The sequence below is a fragment of the Streptomyces sp. NPDC093018 genome (genome assembly GCF_040684035.1).
Taxonomy (GTDB): Bacteria; Actinomycetota; Actinomycetes; order Streptomycetales; family Streptomycetaceae; genus Streptomyces; species Streptomyces murinus.
On sequence record NZ_JBFBFF010000003.1, the window covers coordinates 670,026 to 685,067 of the forward strand.

15 protein-coding genes and 1 rRNA gene are annotated in these 15,042 nt (G+C 70.5%); 9 read left to right on the forward strand and 7 right to left on the reverse strand.

Annotated features, from left to right (window positions below; all coding sequences use genetic code 11):
• Positions 1 to 147 precede the first annotated feature (147 nt).
• Positions 148 to 2,715 (forward strand): FHA domain-containing protein, encoded by a 2,568-nt coding sequence (locus AB0N90_RS10415; protein WP_365194764.1) that lies wholly within the window; start codon positions 148 to 150, stop codon positions 2,713 to 2,715.
• A 93-nt stretch (positions 2,716 to 2,808) separates the two neighbouring features.
• On the opposite strand, the gene AB0N90_RS10420 is transcribed toward AB0N90_RS10415, so the two are convergent.
• The 3 genes from AB0N90_RS10420 to AB0N90_RS10430 form a co-directional block, all read right to left on the reverse strand.
• Positions 2,809 to 3,558 (reverse strand): transglycosylase SLT domain-containing protein, encoded by a 750-nt coding sequence (locus AB0N90_RS10420; RefSeq protein WP_365194691.1) that lies wholly within the window; start codon positions 3,556 to 3,558, stop codon positions 2,809 to 2,811.
• 333 nt (positions 3,559 to 3,891) lie between these two features.
• Positions 3,892 to 5,037, reverse strand: a complete 1,146-nt coding sequence (locus tag AB0N90_RS10425) for an S-adenosylmethionine:tRNA ribosyltransferase-isomerase (protein ID WP_365194694.1) — start codon at positions 5,035 to 5,037, stop codon at positions 3,892 to 3,894.
• Positions 5,034 to 5,729, reverse strand: coding sequence for an SDR family NAD(P)-dependent oxidoreductase (locus tag AB0N90_RS10430; RefSeq protein WP_365194697.1), 696 nt, complete (start codon positions 5,727 to 5,729; stop codon positions 5,034 to 5,036). Before AB0N90_RS10430 ends, AB0N90_RS10425 begins: the two co-directional genes overlap by 4 nt.
• Positions 5,730 to 5,986: 257 nt before the next feature.
• On the opposite strand from AB0N90_RS10430, the gene AB0N90_RS10435 reads away from it, so the two are divergent.
• The 3 genes from AB0N90_RS10435 (at position 5,987) to AB0N90_RS10445 (ending at position 8,177) form a co-directional block, all read left to right on the forward strand.
• Entirely contained in the window at positions 5,987 to 7,132 is a 1,146-nt protein-coding gene (locus AB0N90_RS10435; RefSeq protein WP_365194700.1) for a GAF domain-containing sensor histidine kinase, read from the forward strand.
• Positions 7,125 to 7,766 carry a response regulator transcription factor gene (locus tag AB0N90_RS10440; protein WP_361670411.1) on the forward strand — a complete coding sequence of 214 codons (642 nt, stop codon included), beginning with the start codon at positions 7,125 to 7,127 and terminating at the stop codon, positions 7,764 to 7,766. Before AB0N90_RS10435 ends, AB0N90_RS10440 begins: the two co-directional genes overlap by 8 nt.
• 171 nt (positions 7,767 to 7,937) lie before the next feature.
• Positions 7,938 to 8,177 (forward strand): chaplin, encoded by a 240-nt coding sequence (locus tag AB0N90_RS10445; RefSeq protein ID WP_085564085.1) that lies wholly within the window; start codon positions 7,938 to 7,940, stop codon positions 8,175 to 8,177.
• 69 nt (positions 8,178 to 8,246) lie between these two features.
• Here the strand turns inward: AB0N90_RS10445 and AB0N90_RS10450 are convergent, their stop codons facing one another.
• Positions 8,247 to 9,035, reverse strand: a complete 789-nt coding sequence (locus tag AB0N90_RS10450) for a hypothetical protein (protein WP_365194702.1) — start codon at positions 9,033 to 9,035, stop codon at positions 8,247 to 8,249.
• Between the two features lie 150 nt (positions 9,036 to 9,185).
• On the opposite strand from AB0N90_RS10450, the gene AB0N90_RS10455 reads away from it, so the two are divergent.
• The 3 genes from AB0N90_RS10455 to AB0N90_RS10465 all read left to right on the forward strand — a co-directional run bounded on the left by AB0N90_RS10455 (position 9,186) and on the right by AB0N90_RS10465 (position 11,535).
• Positions 9,186 to 9,983, forward strand: a complete 798-nt coding sequence (locus tag AB0N90_RS10455) for an ABC transporter ATP-binding protein (protein WP_085564083.1) — start codon at positions 9,186 to 9,188, stop codon at positions 9,981 to 9,983.
• Positions 9,984 to 10,053: 70 nt separating this feature from the next.
• Positions 10,054 to 10,485 carry an NfeD family protein gene (locus AB0N90_RS10460; RefSeq protein WP_037656595.1) on the forward strand — a complete coding sequence of 144 codons (432 nt, stop codon included), beginning with the start codon at positions 10,054 to 10,056 and terminating at the stop codon, positions 10,483 to 10,485.
• A gap of 84 nt (positions 10,486 to 10,569) precedes the next feature.
• Positions 10,570 to 11,535 carry an SPFH domain-containing protein gene (locus tag AB0N90_RS10465; RefSeq protein ID WP_037656593.1) on the forward strand — a complete coding sequence of 322 codons (966 nt, stop codon included), beginning with the start codon at positions 10,570 to 10,572 and terminating at the stop codon, positions 11,533 to 11,535.
• Between the two features lie 110 nt (positions 11,536 to 11,645).
• Here AB0N90_RS10465 and AB0N90_RS10470 read toward each other — a convergent pair whose 3' ends face one another.
• The 3 genes from AB0N90_RS10470 to AB0N90_RS10480 all read right to left on the reverse strand — a co-directional run bounded on the left by AB0N90_RS10470 (position 11,646) and on the right by AB0N90_RS10480 (position 13,687).
• Complete coding sequence (locus AB0N90_RS10470; protein ID WP_365194707.1) at positions 11,646 to 12,152, reverse strand: HNH endonuclease; 507 nt, start codon at positions 12,150 to 12,152, stop codon at positions 11,646 to 11,648.
• Between the two features lie 168 nt (positions 12,153 to 12,320).
• Complete coding sequence (locus AB0N90_RS10475) at positions 12,321 to 12,860, reverse strand: YbhB/YbcL family Raf kinase inhibitor-like protein (RefSeq protein WP_365194710.1); 540 nt, start codon at positions 12,858 to 12,860, stop codon at positions 12,321 to 12,323.
• A 44-nt stretch (positions 12,861 to 12,904) separates the two neighbouring features.
• Positions 12,905 to 13,687: a sporulation protein gene (locus AB0N90_RS10480; protein ID WP_365194712.1), complete on the reverse strand. Its 783-nt coding sequence runs from the start codon at positions 13,685 to 13,687 to the stop codon at positions 12,905 to 12,907.
• A gap of 113 nt (positions 13,688 to 13,800) precedes the next feature.
• Here AB0N90_RS10480 and AB0N90_RS10485 point away from each other — a divergent pair, with 113 nt between their 5' ends.
• A complete protein-coding gene (locus tag AB0N90_RS10485) occupies positions 13,801 to 14,451 on the forward strand; it encodes a DNA-3-methyladenine glycosylase (protein ID WP_365194714.1) in 651 nt (216 codons plus the stop codon).
• 529 nt (positions 14,452 to 14,980) lie between these two features.
• Positions 14,981 to 15,042, forward strand: a 16S ribosomal RNA gene (locus AB0N90_RS10490); the annotation flags it as partial.

The following is a 15,042-nucleotide window of genomic DNA, read 5'->3' on the forward strand; positions in this document are numbered from 1 at the left end:
TCCTCCCGCTGGAGCGCCGTACGGCGATTCGCGCAAGGCCCGGGTTTTGGTCAGGGGGGCGGGCCTGAAATAGTTCCCCACGATGTTCGACATCCCTAGACTCCCTGCGATGGGGGTAATTCGGGGGACAACTCAGTGGGGCATGGAGTGCCGGAACTCGTACTGGAAACAAACGGACGTACCTGGACGCTCGACCCGTCCAGGCCTTACACCCTCGGCAGAGATCCGCAGGGTGACATCGTGTTCGACGACGCCAGGGTCTCCTGGCGACACGCCACGGTCAGCTTCGACGGCCGCAGTTGGGTCATCGAGGACCACGGCAGCACCAACGGCACCTATCTCCAGGGTCAGCGCGTCCAGCGCACGGAGATAGGCCCGGGGACGGCGCTGCGCCTCGGCAACGCGACGGACGGACCGCGGCTGGATCTCGCCGGTGCCGCCGTCGGCCAGGCGCAGCAGGCGCCGTACGCCGCGGCCCCCGCGGGGTGGGCCCAGCAGGCGGCCCCTCAGCAGGCACCCGCCCAGCAACCCGGCTGGCAGCAGCCGCCGCAGGCACAGCAAGCGCCGCAGCCGCAGCCGCAGTCGGCCCAGCACGCCCCGCAGCAGGCCGGCTTCCCGCAGCAGAAGGACGCGGGACCCGCCGCCTTCCCGCAGCAGACCGGGCCGGGGGCGCCCGCGCACGGGGACCGCAGCCCGACCACGTTCCACCAGTTCTCCCTCGGCCGCGTCATGCGCATCGGCCGTGCCCTGGAGAACGAGCTGGTCGTCTCCGACCTCCAGGTCTCCCGTCACCACGCCGAGTTCCACTCGACGCCCGACGGCCGCTTCGAGATCCGCGACCTCGGCTCGCACAACGGCACGTACGTCAACGGCCACCCGGTGCCCAAGGGCGGCTCGGTGCAGCTCGGCCCGGCCGACATCGTCGGCGTCGGCCACTCCACCTTCCGTATCGTCGGCGACCGGCTTGAAGAGTTCGTCGACACCGGTGAGGTCTCCTTCTCCGCGCGCCATCTGACCGTCACGGTCGACGGCGGCAAGCAGATCCTCAAGGACGTCTCCTTCGGCGTCCCGGAGAAGTCACTGATCGCGGTCATCGGCCCGTCCGGCTCCGGCAAGTCCACGCTGCTGAAGGCGCTGACCGGCTACCGGCCCGCCAACCAGGGCGAGGTGCTGTACGACAACCGCAACCTGTACAAGCAGTTCGCGGAGCTGCGCCAGCGCATCGGTCTGGTCCCGCAGGACGACATCCTGCACAAGGAACTCACCGTCAAGAAGGCCCTGAAGTACGCGGCCAAGCTGCGCTTCCCCGCGGACACCACCGCCCAGGAGCGCGACGCCCGCATCGAGGAGGTGCTGCGCGAGCTGAAGCTGGACATCCACAAGGACAAGAAGGTCACGTCCCTGTCCGGCGGTCAGCGCAAGCGCGTCTCGGTGGCCCTGGAGCTGCTGACCAAGCCGTCGTTGATCTTCCTGGACGAGCCGACCTCCGGCCTCGACCCGGGCATGGACCGCGATGTCATGCAGCTGCTGCGCGGCCTCGCCGACGACGGCCGTACCGTGCTCGTCGTCACCCACTCGGTGGCCGAGCTGGCCCTGTGCGACAAGCTGCTGGTGATGGCGCCGGGCGGCGCGGTGGCCTACTTCGGCCCGCCGGAGGAGGCGCTGAACTTCTTCGGCTACGACAGCTGGGCCGATGTCTTCTCCGCCTTCGAGAACTACCGCGACTACGACTGGGCGGGCCGCTGGAAGGGCTCGCAGCACTACCAGATGTACGCCGCGGACTTCGACGCCGTCGCCCCGCAGCAGGCGGCGTACATGCCGCCCCCGGCGGCGATCAAGCCGCCCAAGCCACAGGCGTGGGGCTCCCAGCTGCTGACCCTGATCCGGCGCTATGTGTCGGTCATCGTCTCCGACAAGGGCTTCCTCGCGCTGACGGTGATCCTGCCCGCGGTCCTCGGCTCGGTCAGCCTGCTGATGAACCACGACCGGGGCCTGCTGGTGAACCCGGCGGTCGATCCGCGCACCGGTCTGCACGTGCCCAACGGCACCGCCACCACCGTGCTGCTGATCCTCTCGGTGGGCGCGTGTTTCGCGGGCGCCGCGAACTCCGTGCGTGAGCTGATCAAGGAACGGGTGATCTACGAGCGGGAGCGGGCGACCGGTCTGTCCCGGTCGGCCTACCTGATGTCCAAGGTGGTCGTGCTCGGCGCCGTCACCGTGCTCCAGGGTCTGATGGTCGGCCTGATCGGCTTCTCGCCCCGCACGATCCCGGACCAGGGCGTCATCCTCGGCAGCTCGACTCTGTTGGAGCTGTGCCTGCCGATCATGGCGCTGGGCTTCACCTCGATGATGGTCGGCCTGGTGATCTCCTCGCTGGTGAAGACCGCCGAGAAGACCATGCCGCTGCTGGTGATGTTCGCGATCATCCAGGTCGTCTTCACCGGCTGCCTGTTCACCCTGCACGGCACGCTCGGCGTCAACGAGTTCTCGTACCTGATGCCCTCGCGCTGGGCGGTGGCCGCGGCCGGCACCACGCTGGACCTGAACAACATCGCCCCCAACGGCGACGACCCGGGCAGCACCGACCCGCTGTGGAACCACACGGCCGGGGCCTGGGGCCTGGACATGATCGCGCTGCTCGCGCTCGGCGCGATCTGCGGCTTCTTCGTGGCCCGCTTCCTGCGCCGCCACGAGCCGGAGGTCATGCGCAAGTAGCGTCCCGCTGCATCACGTCCCGGTACGTCACAAAGGGCGGCACCCCGTCATGGGGTGCCGCCCTTCGGCGTTCGTCAGAGGTCCGCGCCGACCTCAGTACGCGCTGTTGACGTTGTCCATCGAGCCGTAGCGGTGGGCAGCGTAGTTGCAGGCGGCGGTGATGTTGGCGACCGGGTCGTAGATGTTCCACGAGGTACCGGGCACGTGGTACGTGTTGAAGGTGGGCTGGATCACCTGGAGCAGGCCCTTGGACGGGATGCCGTTGATCGCGTTGATGTCCCAGTTGTTGATGGCCATCGGGTTGCCCGAGGACTCCCGCATGATGTTGCGGTACAGACCGTTGTAGCTGCCCGGGATGCCCTTGGAGTGCATGATGTCCAGGGACTGGCGGATCCAGCCGTCGAGGTTGTTCGCGTAGGTCTTCGCGGCGACGTCCTGCATCTGCGGGCGCTGTGCGGAACGGTTGGCGCTCTGCTTGGCGGCACGCTCCTGCGCGGCCTTCTTGGCGGCGGCGTCGACGGCGGCCTTCTTCGCGGCGGCTTCGGTGCGCTGCTTGGCGGCGGCGGCCTTCTGCTGCGCGGCGATGGCGTCGAGCTTGACGGCCTGCGCGGCGGCGGGGTCGGTGACCGAGCCCTTGACGTTCGGCAGCGCGGCCTCCTGGGTGGCGACCTTCGCGACCTGCGCGGCGGTGGCCGGGGAGCCGGTGGTGACGGTGTCCGCGTTACCGGGGACGGCCGACAGGGCGATGGCGGCGGTGCCGAGAGCGGCGACACCGGCGACGGCGAACTTGTGCTGCTTGGTCAGGGCACGATTTCGAGCACGACTGAGGATGTTCTTGGGCATGGCGTGGACCTCTTCGTTAGCGCGGAGGTCGCTCCTGCGTCCGCCGGGGGAATCGGTTCCTCCCGCACAAAAGCCGCGGGGAGAAACCCACGGCGCTGAGCGACGAGAGCAATTCTTAGCGGCCGCAAAATGCCCTGGCAAAGGTGTGACGTACGAAGCTGGATAGTGGATCAGGGATGGCCAAAACGGGACAGACTGGACCATCTGTCCCGTTCGTGGCGGGGGGTATATCTCCTATGTCCGTTCGTAGGTGATGTAGGCCCTATGTGCGGGCTCACAGGGAACGCAGATCAACCTCACGGGGAGTTGCCATCGCAACTCACTCTGTGAGGCTCAGCGCGGGGTCTCCTCCCCAAGGAGGAGATGGACGTCCCCGAACTCGTGCCACAGATAGAGCCCGCGCAGCGCCTCCTCGTACGCACGGTCGACCGCGGCCCGTCCGGCGACGGCCCGCAGCATCAGCAGATGCGAGGCCTCCGGCTCGTGCAGCCCGGTCAGCAGCCCGTCCACCACCCGCACCCCGCGCTCGGGCGTGACCACCAGGTCCGTCCACCCCTCGCACGCCCGCACCGTGCCGTCCGCCCCCACGGCCGACTCCACCGCGCGTACGGCCGTCGTGCCCACCGCGATCACCCGGCCTCCTCCGGCCGCCGCCGCGTCGATCGCCCGCGCGGACGCCTCCGGCACCGTGAACCACTCCGGGTACGGCGGCTCGTGCGCCTCCGCCGACGCCACCCCGGTATGCAGGGTGACCCGCGCGAACCCCACGCCCCCGCGCACCAGCTCCGCCACCACCCGCTCGGTGAAGGGCCGCCCCGCGCTCGGCATCTCCGCACTGCCCGCGCCGTCGGGGGAGGGGAGGGAGAACAGGGTCTGGTACGCCGACAGCGGCTGGTCCCGCGTCGTATAGGAGTACCGGATCGGCCGCCCGTGCCCCCGCAGCAGCCCCAGCACGGCCCCACCCTCGACCCGCCCCCACCACAACCTCTCCCTATACCTACCTAGGGACTCCGGATACCTGCCCAGGGACTCCGGCCTGCCTACGGGATGCCTGCCTACGGGATGCCCGCCGCCGGGCTCCCGCCCGCCCACCGGCTCCTCCACCATCAGCCGGACCCCGTCCGGCAGCCGTACCTCTGTCCCCGCGCGTGTGCCCGCCCGCGCGCGGGTGGTGCCCCGGCCGTCCGGCTCGCGGAGTTCCACCGCCCAGCGGCCGTCGTCACCGCGGGTCGAGAAGTGCACGACCACGGGCGTCTCCCCGATCCGCCCGTCCACCGCGGCGGCCAGCGTCGGGGAGGTGTTCACCACCAGCAGGTCCCCGGCCCGCAACAGCCCCGGCAGCTCGCGGAACCCGTGGTGCGTCACCCGGGTGCCGCGGGAGACGAGGAGCCGTACGTCGTCCCGGGCCCGCCCCGGACCCCGCTGCTCGGCCGGAACTCGCGCGGACAGTTCCTCCGGCACCCGCACGATCGTGGTCATCGGCCCGCCACAAGGGTCGGCGCCGCGTACCGCCCGCTCGCCGGGCGCTCGTCCAGCAGCCGCAGGAACGCCGGTACGACGGTGTCCGGCGCCGGCCGCTCCTCCGTGTCGCCCGGTACGGCCGCCGCGTACAGGTCGGTCGCCATGTCCCCGGGGTCCACCGCCCACACCCGCAGGCCCGGCTCCTCCGCGGCGAGCACCGCCGCCAGCTGGTCCAGGGCCGCCTTCGAGGCGCCGTAGCCGCCCCAGGTCTCGTACGCCTCCGCGGCCGCGTCCGAGCTGACCGCGATCACCGTGCCCGCGGCCGACGCCCGCAGCAGCGGCAGCGCCTCCTGTACGAGGCCGAGCGCGGCGGTGACGTTCACCTCAAGCGCCCGCCGCAGCCCGTCCAGCGGCAGCTCCGCCAGCCGTACCAGCGGCTCGGCGCCGAGCGCGCTCGCGTTGCCCACCAGCAGATCGAGACCGCCCAGCGCACGGGCGGCGGCTACCAGCGCGGCCCGGTGCCCGGCGTCCGTGACGTCCCCGGGCAGCGCCGACACCCGGGTGCCGTACCGGCCGGCCGCCGCCGCGGCCCCGGCCAGTGCCTCCGCGCCCCGCGCGTCCAGCACCAGGTCCCAGCCCCGCGCGGCCAGCGCCTCGGCGAGCGCCCGCCCCAGCCCCTTCGAGGCGCCCGTGATGATCCCTACCGGCATGACTACCGTCCCCTCGTCGCTCCCCGCCCGCTCGGACGGATGCCGATCACCGTAGGAACGCCCCCTCCCTCCCCGCCTCGGCCGCGGGTCCCGTGGGGGAGGGGCCCTTCGGCGTACGACGACCGCCCGGTCCCTCCGGCCTACGACACCGGGCGGGGTCCCCGCGGCCTAAGCCGCTCGGCCTAGGACCAGCGGACGGCGCCGGGGCCGTCGGCGGCCCGATCCGCGCCCGGACACCCCGCCGGTACCGTGAGGGCATGAGCCACCGCCCCCGGTCCGGCCTCGCCGCGGTGAGTTCCGCGTTGCTGGCCATGAGCAGGCATCTGGAGATGCGCGACGTCCTGAAGACGATCGTCGCCTCCGCCCGCGAACTCCTCGACGCGCAGTACGCCGCCCTCGGCGTCCCCGACGACCACGGCGGCTTCGCCCAGTTCGTCGTGGACGGCGTCAGCGACGCCCAGTGGAAGGCGATCGGCCCGCTGCCCCGCCAGCACGGCGTCCTCGCCGCGATGCTGCACGAGGCCCGCCCCGAACGCCTCGCCGATGTGCGCAAGGACCCCCGCTTCGAGGGCTGGCCCGACGCCCACCCCGACCTCGTCGACTTCCTCGGGCTGCCCATCCGCGACGGCGACGAGACCATCGGCGCGCTGTTCCTGGCGAACAAGAACTGCCCCAAGCCGGAAGGCAGTTGCGGCTTCACCCAGGAGGACGAGGAACTGCTCGCCCTCCTCGCACAGCACGCCGCGATAGCCCTCACCAACGCCCGCCTCTACGAGCGCAGCCGCGAACTCACCATCGCCGAGGAGCGCTCCCGGCTCGCCCATGAACTCCACGACGCGGTCAGCCAGAAGCTGTTCTCGCTGCGCCTGACCGCCCAGGCCGCCGCCGCCCTCGTCGACCGCGACCCGGCCCGCGCCAAGGGCGAACTCCACCAGGTCGCCGCGCTCGCCGCCGAGGCCGCCGAGGAACTGCGGGCCGCCGTCGTGGAGTTGCGGCCCGCCGCACTGGACGAGGACGGGCTGATCGCCACCCTGCGCACCCAGATCCAGGTCCTCGACCGCGCCCACACCGCCCGCGTCACCTTCACCGGCGCCGGCTACCGCGCACTGCCCGCCGCCCAGGAGGAGGCCGTGCTCCGGGTCGCCCAGGAGGCCCTGCACAACGCGCTGCGCCACGCGGACGCGGAGCGCGTCGACGTGAGCGTGGCGCGGCGCGGCCCCGGAGCGGTGCTGCGGATCAGCGACGACGGCACCGGCTTCGACCCGGCCGCGGTCGGCCGCGCCGGGCGGCACCTCGGACTGGTCTCGATGCGGGACCGGGCGAGCGGGGTCGGCGGCACGCTGACCGTGGAATCGGCGCCCGGCAAGGGCACCACGATCGAACTGGAGGTCCCCGGTGGCTGAGCCCATCAAGGTGCTGCTCGTCGACGACCACCAGGTCGTCCGCCGGGGCCTGCGCACCTTCCTGGAGGTGCAGGAGGACATAGTGGTCGTCGGCGAGGCGGCCGACGGCGCGGAGGGGGTGGCCCGCGCCGAGGAACTGCGGCCCGACGTCGTCCTCATGGACGTCAAGATGCCGGGCATGGACGGCATCGACGCCCTGCGCAGACTGCGCGAACTCGACAACCCCGCACGGGTGCTGATCGTCACCAGCTTCACCGAGCAGCGCACGGTCGTACCGGCCCTGCGCGCGGGCGCCGCCGGGTATGTGTACAAGGACGTGGACCCGGACGCCCTCGCCGGTGCCATCCGCTCCGTGCACGCCGGGCACATCCTGCTCCAGCCCGAGGTGGCGGGCGCGCTGCTGTCCCAGGAGGAGGCCAACTCCGGTCAGGGCCGGGGGAATGCGCTCACCGAGCGGGAGCGCGAGGTGCTCGGCCTGATCGCCGACGGCCGCTCCAACCGGGAGATCGCCCGTGCGCTGGTGCTCTCCGAGAAGACGGTCAAGACGCATGTCTCCAACATCCTGATGAAGCTCGACCTCGCCGACCGCACCCAGGCCGCGCTGTGGGCCGTACGGCACGGGGTGGCCGGCTGAGACGTCCGTACGGATGCCGTACGCCGGTTCCCCCCAGAAGTCCCGTTCCGGACTGAGATTCATACCGTCGTGGGAATGTCACCCGGATGGCGCATCCCCGGGCGATCTCCACCGTTCTCCAGTGCGTGCCACGGAGAACCGCCGTGGTGAACGTCCAAGAGGGGTTTGAAAGTGAAGAACCTGAAGAAGGCAGCGGCCGTGACGATGGTGGCCGGTGGCCTGCTGGCCGCCGGTGCCGGCCTGGCCTCCGCCCAGAGCGAGGCCGGCGGCGCGGCCGTGAACTCCCCGGGCGTCGTCTCGGGCAACGCCATCCAGGCGCCGATCCACGTCCCGGTCAACGTGACCGGTGACAGCATCGACGTCATCGGCGTGCTGAACCCGGCCTTCGGCAACGTCGGCCTCAACCACTGAGGCATCCCGACCGCGGCGCGGGCCCCCCGGATCCACCGGGGGGCCCGCCCCTTTGTCCGGCCCCGGAGCTCACCGCACACCGCGCTCCCGCTCCTCCACCATCGAGTTGTACGCCGCCACCTGCGCCCGCCGGGCCGTCCGCTCCACCGGGCGCAGCGCCTGGGTGCGGGACGCCATCTCCGAGGCGGTGACCGCGGCCCCGTGACCGTGATCGTGCGCGAGGGCGATCAGCAGGGCGATGCGCTGCGCCAGCTCCAGCACACGGGCCGCGCGGGGCGGATAGCCCGGGGCCAGGACCTCGCGGCCGGTCTCCGCCCGCGCCCGGTACGCGTCGATCGCGGCCTCGGCCACCGGACCCGAGGCGGCCACGTCCAGGCGGGCCAGCACCGCCGTGGCATCCCGCAGGGCCTCCGCCAGCTCGCGCTCCGCCTCGCCCAGGGAGGGCACGTCCGCGGGCGGGGCCTCGCGCACCGGCAGGGCGTGCCAGACCACCTCGACATGCACATCACCGGCGGGCCCGGCCTCGGACACCTCCGGCACCAGCCCGAACGCGGTGCCGAAGCAGACCACCGCCTCCGCCGCGTCCAGCGCCCGCGCGTTGAACTCCGGCGGGCCGCTCAGCCCCAGCGGATGGCCCGGCGCCGGCAGCGCCACCCGCAGTCCCGTCGCCCCCAGCGTCCGCAGCCGCCCCAGCGCGAGCGTCAGCCCCACCGGCGCCGCCTCCCCGGGCAGCCCGGCCACCCGGTGCACGGCGTCGTCACCCACAATGGCGAGCGCGGCGTCATCCGGTGAGACAAGTCCGGCCAAAAGGGCATTTCCCCAAGCGGCAAGGCGTCCTGAACGCGGTTCCGTGAGCATGCCCCCACCCTAAGGACCGGACCGATGGAATGGACCGGCGCACCGGTGGCGTAGATTTCATACGGGCCGTGCCCACCGGCGCGGCGGACCGCGCCACAGGCGTACGCGACAGCCGAGACCGGCCACACTGCAAGGGGAGACAACGCGCTCATGAGCGATGTTCTGGAGCTTCAGGACGTATCCGTGGTCCGTGAGGGCCGGGCTCTGGTGGACCAGGTCTCCTGGTCGGTGAAGGAGGGCGAACGCTGGGTCATCCTCGGCCCCAACGGCGCCGGCAAGACCACCCTCCTGAACGTCGCCTCCAGCTACCTCTACCCCACCACGGGCTCCGTCACCATCCTCGGCGAGACCCTGGGCAAGCCCGGCACCGACGTCTTCGAGCTGCGCCCCCGCGTCGGCGTGGCCGGCATCGCCCTCGCCGAGAAGCTCCCCAAGCGCCAGACGGTCCTCCAGACGGTCCTCACCGCCGCCTACGGCATGACCGCCGCCTGGAACGAGGAGTACGAGGACGTGGACGAGCAGCGCGCCCGCGCCTTCCTCGACCGCCTCGGCATGAGCGACTACCTCGACCGCCGCTTCGGCACCCTCTCCGAGGGCGAGCGCAAGCGCACCCTCATCGCCCGCGCCCTGATGAGCGACCCCGAACTGCTGCTCCTGGACGAGCCCGCCGCCGGCCTCGACCTCGGCGGCCGCGAGGACCTGGTGCGCCGCCTCGGCCGGCTCGCCCGCGACCCCATCGCGCCCTCGATGATCATGGTCACCCACCATGTCGAGGAGATCGCCCCCGGCTTCTCCCACGTCCTGATGATCCGTCAGGGCAAGGTCCTCACCGCCGGCCCGATCGAGCTGGAGCTGACCTCCCGCAACCTCTCCCGCTGCTTCGGCCTCCCGCTCGTGGTCGAGCAGGTCGGCGACCGCTGGACCGCCCACGGCCTGCCGCTGTCCTGACCCCCGCGTAAAGGGCCCCGGTCCCCAACGCGCCCTGTCCGCCGCCCGGTCGGGGCCCTACGATGACCATGTGAACGACATCGACGCATGGGTGTGGTGGCTCGTCGGCGCGGCCGCGCTCGGAATCCCGCTCGTCGTCACCGCCATGCCCGAGTTCGGCATGTTCGCAGTGGGAGCCGTCGCGGCCGCGGTCGTCGCGGCCCTCGGCCCCGGCGTCGTCGCCCAGGTGATCACCTTCCTCGTCGTCTCCGTCGCGCTCATCGCCGTCGTACGGCCCATCGCGAACCGGCACAGCAGACAGCGCCCCCGGTTCGCCAGCGGCATCGAGGCGTTGAAGGGCAAGCAGGCCGTCGTACTGGAACGGGTCGACGGCTCCGGCGGCCGCGTCAAGCTCGCCGGGGAGATCTGGTCGGCGCGCGCCCTGGACGCCGACCGGGCCTACGAGGCGGGCCAGGAGGTGGACGTCGTGGACATCGAAGGAGCCACCGCCATCGTCATCTGAGCCAACTGGCCCACGAGTTGGGTCCCGGTCTGTCAGACTCGACGGGCAAGATCCTTTGAAGCGGAGAGGGGTACGGGGAACACGATGGAACCGGTCATCATCGTCCTGATCATTCTGGTGGTGTTGGTCTTCATCGCCCTGATCAAGACCATCCAGGTCATCCCACAGGCCAGCGCGGCCATCGTCGAGCGCTTCGGCCGCTACACGCGGACCCTGAACGCGGGCCTGAACATCGTGGTCCCGTTCATAGACACCATCCGCAACCGCATCGACCTGCGCGAACAGGTCGTACCGTTCCCGCCCCAGCCGGTGATCACCCAGGACAACCTGGTCGTCAACATCGACACCGTCATCTACTACCAGGTGACGGACGCTCGCGCGGCCACCTACGAGGTCGCCAGCTACATCCAGGCGATCGAGCAGCTCACCGTCACCACGCTGCGCAACATCATCGGCGGCATGGACCTGGAGCGCACGCTGACCTCCCGCGAGGAGATCAACGCCGCCCTGCGCGGCGTCCTGGACGAGGCCACGGGCAAGTGGGGCATCCGCGTCAACCGCGTGGAACTGAAGGCCATCGAGCCGCCGACCTCCATCCAGGACTCGATGGAGAAGCAGATGCGCGCCGACCGCGACAAGCGCGCCGCGATCCTCACCGCGGAGGGCACCCGGCAGGCCGCGATCCTCACCGCCGAGGGTGAGAAGCAGTCCCAGATCCTGCGTGCCGAGGGTGAGGCCAAGGCCGCCGCCCTGCGCGCCGAGGGCGAGGCCCAGGCCGTCCGCACCGTCTTCGAGGCCATCCACGCAGGCGACCCGGACCAGAAGCTGCTGTCCTACCAGTACCTCCAGATGCTCCCGAAGATCGCCGAGGGCGACGCCAACAAGCTCTGGATCGTCCCCAGCGAGATCGGTGACGCCCTCAAGGGCCTCTCCGGCGCCATGGGCAACTTCGGCTCCCTGGGCGGCGGCAACAGCGGCGGCGGCGCCACCCTCCCGGCCCAGAACAAGGGCCCGGCGACGGAACGCCGCGAGAAGCCGAGCATCGACTAGAGGTCACTTCGCAACGCAGGGCACCACCCGCGCCCCCTCAGGGGCGCGGGGAACTGCGCGAGCAGCGCACGACAACCCGCACCCGCCGTCAGACAGAACCCGGCAGACTCTCAGGCCGCATCCCGAGCGAGCCACTCAGGAAGCCCGTCCAGATCGTCCTGCCGCAAGGCCAAGAGCATCGCATCCGCCGGCGTCGGCTCAAAAGGCACCCGCAGCAACGCCATCCCGGCCTCCTCCGGAGTCCGGGCCGCCTTCCGGTGATTGTCCTCCGCACACGCCGCCACCGTGTTCAGCCAGGTGTCCTGCCCTCCCTGGGCCCGCGGCACCACATGGTCCACCGTCGTCGCCCTGCGCCCGCAGTACGCGCACCGGTGCCGGTCCCGCACCAGCACCCCCCGCCGCGACCACGGCGCTTGTCTTCGGAACGGCACCCGTACATATCTGCACAGCCTGATCACCCGGGGCGCGGGTATGTCCACGGCGGCCCCCCGCATCCGCAGCTCGGGATGGGCCTGCTCGACCACCGCCTTGTCCTGGAGCACCAGGACGACGGCGCGGTTCAGAGTCACCGTAGACAGCGGCTCGAAACTCGCGTTCAGCACCAGCGTGTCACGCATCCAGCCCACCTCCCGTGCGCACCTGCCCACCCCCCGGCGGGCTCGGATCAACTCTGTACGGGCGCGCCGAGATGGACAACGCAATAAAAAATGCCCGCCTCCGATCACTTCCAAGACCGGAGGCGGGCAAACGTTCAATGAACGCTTGGCTCAAACGAGGCGGGGCGGTCAGCCCTGCTCGGTGTTCTCGAACTCGCCGATGAGCTGCGCCCGCGCGATCGCGTGGAAACGCAGATTGAACCCGACAAAGGCCGGCGAGGCGTCCGCGTCGGGACCCAGCTTCTCCTGGTCCACCGCGTACACCGTGAACACATAACGGTGCGGGCCGTCACCGGGCGGCGGGGCGGCACCGCCGAAGTCCCGCGTCCCGTAGTCGTTGCGCGCGTGCACGGCGCCCTCGGGCAGGCCCTCGAACTTGCCGCTCGCCGCGCCCGCCGGCAGCTCCGTCACCGAGGCCGGGATGTCGAACAGGACCCAGTGCCAGAATCCGCTGCCGGTCGGCGCGTCCGGGTCGTAGCAGGTCACGGCGAAGCTCTTGGTCTCCGGCGGGAAGCCCTCCCACCGCAGCTGCGGCGAGGTGTTCCCGTCCGCGTAGACCTGAGCACCCTTGAGTGTGGCGCCCTCCTGGACATCCTCGCTGGTCACCGTGAACGACGGCACCGGCGGGTGGAAGTCATGGGGGAGCGGTCGCCGCTTCAGCTCGGTCACCTTGGTACCTCCTGATCGAAGATCTGGAAAGAACAGAGCGAACTCTAGAGCCAGTTGCGCCGGCTGCCGACCTCGGACAGCCACTGGTTGAGGTAGGCAGCCCAATCGGTCCCCTGCCAGTCGTGGTGGCCCACCTGGAAGGAGCGGTAGGTGTCCGAGCCCTCGCTGAACAACCCCGCCTTCTTGTCCATCTCCAGTACGACGTCCATGGCGTGCTCGTCGGCCACGAAGCTCAGCTCGACCTGGTTCAGACCCCGGTACTGGGACGGCGGGTAGAACTCGATCTCCTGGTAGAACGGCAGCCGCTGCCGGGTGCCCCGGATGTGGCCGCGCTCCATGTCGGCGTTCTTGAAACGGAAACCGAGGGCGATGAAGGCGTCCAGGATCGCCTGCTGCGCCGGCAGCGGGTGCACATTGACCGGATCCAGGTCACCGGAGTCGACGGCCCGGGCGATCGCCAGCTCGGTCGTCACCCCGATGTGCATTCCCCGCAGCTCCTGGCCGTCGATCATCGTCACCGGCGTCTCCCAGGGGATCTCCAGGCCGAACGGCACCGCGTGCACGGCACCCGCCTGAAGCTCGAAGGCACCGCCGAGCCGCGCCTTGGCGAACTCGATGTCCCGCTTGTACTCCTCGTCGCCGCTCTCGACCTCGACCCGCGCCTGAAGACCGACGGACAGCCCCTCGACGGCCTGGTTCACGGAACCGCCCTGGATCCGCACCTCACCCTGGACCACACCACCCGGTACGACATTCACCTCGGTCAGCACCGTCTCGACCGAGGCACCGCCGGCCCCGAGGCTCGCGAGCAGCTTCTTGAACGCCATTGACTCTCCCTTTACGAACGGACCTCGCCCCTACAAACGCGATCACCCCCACGCCCGGTTCCGCCCCGACCGTGCCCCGTCCGGACCACCCCGGTGGACTACCCTCGGGCGGCATGATCGCGCCCCGGGACCGTATGCCGCTGCCCAGGAAATTCTTCGACCGCCCGGTCCTCGACGTCGCCCCCGACCTCCTCGGCCGTGTCCTGGTCCGTACGACACCCGACGGCCCGATCTCGGTACGTCTGACCGAGGTCGAGGCGTACGACGGCCCGAACGACCCGGGCTCCCACGCCTACCGCGGCCGCACCGCACGCAACGCGGTGATGTTCGGGGAGCCCGGACATGTGTACGTCTACTTCACCTACGGCATGTGGCACTGCATGAACCTGGTCTGCGGCCCCGAGGGCAGGGCGAGCGCCGTACTGCTGCGGGCCGGCGAGGTCGTCGAGGGCACGGAGCTGGCCCGCAAGCGCCGGCCCACGGCCCGCAATGACAGGGAACTGGCCAAGGGCCCGGCCCGGCTCGCCACCGCACTGGAGGTCGACCGCGCCCTGGACGGCACGGACGCCTGCACCGCGGGCGAGACCCCGCTGCGGATCCTGACCGGCACCCCCGTCCCCGCCGAACAGGTACGGAGCGGTCCGCGCACCGGCGTCGCGGGGGAGGGCGGGAACGGTGAGGTCCACCCCTGGCGTTACTGGGTGGCCGACGATCCGACGGTGAGTCCGTACCGGGCGCATGTCCCGCGGCGCAGGCGAAGTTGACTCGCCCCCCGAAGGTGCGTAATGTATCCCGAGCCGCTGAACCGGGTACGGCGATCGCCTGCAGCCGGAGCGGCCAACCCATTACCTAGTCCAACCCCTTCACCGGGGTCGTTTTCGACGCGTTCGCGTGCCCGAATTCGAACCCGAGGGACTCGATTATGAGGCCCGCAGGGAATGAGCTAACGTAGTGAATGTCGAAAGGGCCGAGGCGAAAGCCGAAAACCCCGAGACAAACCCGCCGACCGGGAATCGGAGCCGAAAGGATCTGATAGAGTCGGAAACACGAAGGGAAGCCCGGAGGAAAGCCCGAGAGGGTGAGTACAAAGGAAGTGACCGTTCCTTGAGAACTCAACAGCGTGCCAAAAGTCAACGCCAGATATGTTGATACCCCGTCTCCGGTCATCACGATCGGGACGTGGTTCCTTTGAAATAAACACAGCGAGGACGCTGTGAACGGTCGGACTATTCCTCCGACTGTTCCGCTCTTCAGTTTGTGCACCGGCTGAATTATTTTTCGGCCGAGTAAACATTCACGGAGAGTTTGATCCTGGCTCAGGACGAACGCTGGCGGCGTGCTTAACACATGCAAGT